Source organism: Paralcaligenes ginsengisoli, assembly GCF_054781135.1.
Map to the genome: position 1 here is coordinate 1 of NZ_BAAGUZ010000053.1, position 2600 is coordinate 2600.

Below are 2600 nucleotides of genomic sequence, written 5' to 3' on the forward strand. Positions count from 1 at the left end.
CACCAAAAGTAATGGGGATCACTATGTCTACAAGTGAAGTGGGGGTTTCAAACCGCAAGGGTCGGCCCAATTATCCGCGCGCTTACAAACGCGAAGTGGCGATGGCTGCGTGTACGCCTGATGTCTCGGTAGCCAAAGTGGCCTTGGCCCATGGACTGAACACCAATATGGTGTTCAAGTGGCGTCGGGAACTTCGTGCCGGAGTGTTCGGCGACACCGAAGGCTGCGCGCTGATGCCGGTAACGCCACCACCGATCCAAGCGGCGCTATCGGGCACCGATCAGGCCAGGCCGGAACCCGACGACACAGCGTTGGAGATGGGCGGGCGCATCGAGATCGAACTGAATGGGGCACGTGTGCGTTTGCACGGCAAGGTCGATCCCATCCAGCTGCGTCTGGTATTGCGCTGCCTGATGCCGGTATGATTGCGCCGCCTTCTGGTACACGCATCTGGCTGGCCGCCGGGGTAACAGACATGCGTCGCGGCATGAATGGCTTGGCTGCGCTCATTCAAACAACGCTGGAGCACGATCCGTTCTCGGGCCATGTCTTTATCTTCCGTGGTCGGCGGGGTGATCTGGTGAAACTGTTGTGGTGGAGCGGTGACGGGATGAACCTATACGCCAAGCGCTTGGAGCGTGGTCGCTTCGTCTGGCCACAGGCTCAAGACGGTAGCGTGCATCTGAGCGGCGCACAATTATCGATGCTGCTCGAAGGCATTGACTGGCGCCGCCCCGAGCGCACCTGGCAGCCGACATGCGCGGCGTAAACCGAGGGTCAGCAAAAACTATTTGCAGGATAGCGGCCTTACTTTATACTGGCGCGCATGCCCGCCAACGCCCTACCTAACGACATCGATACGCTCAAGCGCATGCTGGTCTCGCGCGATGAGACCATCGCGAAGTTGCTGGCAGAAATTGCACGTCTGAAGCGCTGGCAATACGGCCGCTCCTCGGAGCGCATGAGCGAGCTGATGAATCAGTTGCAGCTGGCGCTGGGTGATCTGCCCAAGGTTGCTGACGAACAGGTGGCTCCCATCGTGGCGTCGGCTGACGCAGACGCCACCGCGGGTCGGCTCAGAGATAATGTCACTGCCCTGCGTCGCACACCACGTGCCTTCCCCACGCACCTGCCGCGAGAAACGATTGTCCATGCGCCCACAAACTGCGGGTGCCCACACTGTGGCGGTCAGCTGCGCGTGCTGGGTGAGGACATCAGTGAAACGCTCGATTACGTGCCGGGCTACTTCAAGGTACACCGACATGTACGGCCCAGGCTGGCCTGTCGAGCTTGCTCTCACATCGCACAGGCGCCGGCGCCTTCGCGCCCGATCACACGTGGCATGGCCGATGCCGGCTTACTTGCCCAGGTGGTCGTGGCCAAGTATGCCGATCACACGCCGCTGTACCGACAAGAACACATTTATCGTCGTGCAGGCGTTCAGTTAGAGCGGGCGACGCTGGCCGCTTGGGTACGTGAAACCAGCCGCCTGCTTGAGCCCTTGAGCGATGCGCTTGGCCGTTATGTGCGCCAAGCGGACAAGATTCACACAGACGATACGCCCGTGCCGGTACTTGATCCGGGGCGGGGCAAAACTCGCACGGGGCGGCTGTGGACCTATGTGCGTGATGATCGACCGGCAGGCAGTCGCGCTCCGCCTGCGGTCTGGTATCAGTACTCGCCGGATCGCAAAAGCGAGCGGCCACAAAAACATCTGCAAGGCTTTAGCGGCATTCTGCAAGCGGACGCCTATAGTGGCTATGGTGCGCTGTACCGCGCGGGTCAAATCGTCGAGGCCGGCTGCTGGGCGCACGCTCGACGCAAATTCTACGACCTGTTTAAGCTGGAGCAATCGCCTACCGCTCAAGAGGCGTTAGCCCGCATCGGCGCACTCTACGCCATCGAGCGTGATATCCGGGGTTGTGCGGTGCCGCTTCGCCAATCGGTGCGCCAGCGGCAGGCGGCGCCGTTGCTGACCAGCCTGAAAGCCTGGCTGGAGTGCATATTAATGAAAGTCTCGGCCAAGTCAGAGCTGGCCAAGGCCATCAAGTACGCATTAGGCCATTGGACAGCACTGACCCGTTATTGCGATGACGGGCGTATCGAAATCGACAACAATACGGCCGAGCGCTCGATTCGCCCCTTGGTCATTGGTCGACGCAATTACTTATTTGCCGGCTCTGATGGTGGCGGGCGTAGCGCGGCGGTAATCTATAGCTTGATCGGTACGGCGCGGCTCAATGACGTGGAACCTTACGCCTATCTGCGCGCGGTGTTCGAGCGCATCGCCGACCACCCCATCAATCAAATTGACGAGCTATTGCCATGGCATCTGGACCTGCAAAACGACACACTACCAAAGGCGGCGTAACCGTCTCTGATCACCCTCATATCGAAGCGCTCGTCAATGGTGATGGCCATATCATGATCGGCGCCATCAAGCCGGTTCGCAATGCGGCGGTGGCCTATGATGGACGCCAGGCCGTGGCGATGCTGCGTTGCCAGACGGATGAAACCCTGACCTCGATCTTAAAACGTTTAGATGCGGCCATTGCCACCGCACAGGCCAGCGGTGAGCGAGTCGATGAGTGGAATCAGCC

Annotated in this window: 3 protein-coding genes; all 3 read left to right on the forward strand. The window is 60.2% G+C overall.

The annotated features are described in order from the left end of the window. The first annotated feature begins 23 nt into the window (after positions 1–23). The 3 genes from tnpA to tnpC are packed head-to-tail and all read left to right on the forward strand — an operon-like array spanning position 24 to position 2371. Positions 24–425, forward strand: coding sequence for an IS66-like element accessory protein TnpA (gene tnpA / locus ACYVIS_RS20810; protein ID WP_165930934.1), 402 nt, complete (start codon positions 24–26; stop codon positions 423–425). Beyond that, on the forward strand, positions 422–769 hold the full coding sequence (tnpB, locus tag ACYVIS_RS20815) for an IS66 family insertion sequence element accessory protein TnpB (protein ID WP_132580477.1): 348 nt from the start codon (positions 422–424) through the stop codon (positions 767–769). Before tnpA ends, tnpB begins: the two co-directional genes overlap by 4 nt. A gap of 57 nt (positions 770–826) precedes the next feature. Continuing rightward, positions 827–2371, forward strand: coding sequence for an IS66 family transposase (gene tnpC / locus ACYVIS_RS20820; RefSeq protein WP_132580479.1), 1545 nt, complete (start codon positions 827–829; stop codon positions 2369–2371). Positions 2372–2600 lie beyond the last annotated feature (229 nt).

Coding starts and splice junctions, on each gene's coding strand:
- tnpA (WP_165930934.1), top strand. CDS start 24: ATGTCTACAAGTGAAGTGGGGGTTTCAAACCGCAAGGGTCGGCCCAAT.
- tnpC (WP_132580479.1), top strand. CDS start 827: ATGCCCGCCAACGCCCTACCTAACGACATCGATACGCTCAAGCGCATG.
- tnpB (WP_132580477.1), top strand. CDS start 422: ATGATTGCGCCGCCTTCTGGTACACGCATCTGGCTGGCCGCCGGGGTA.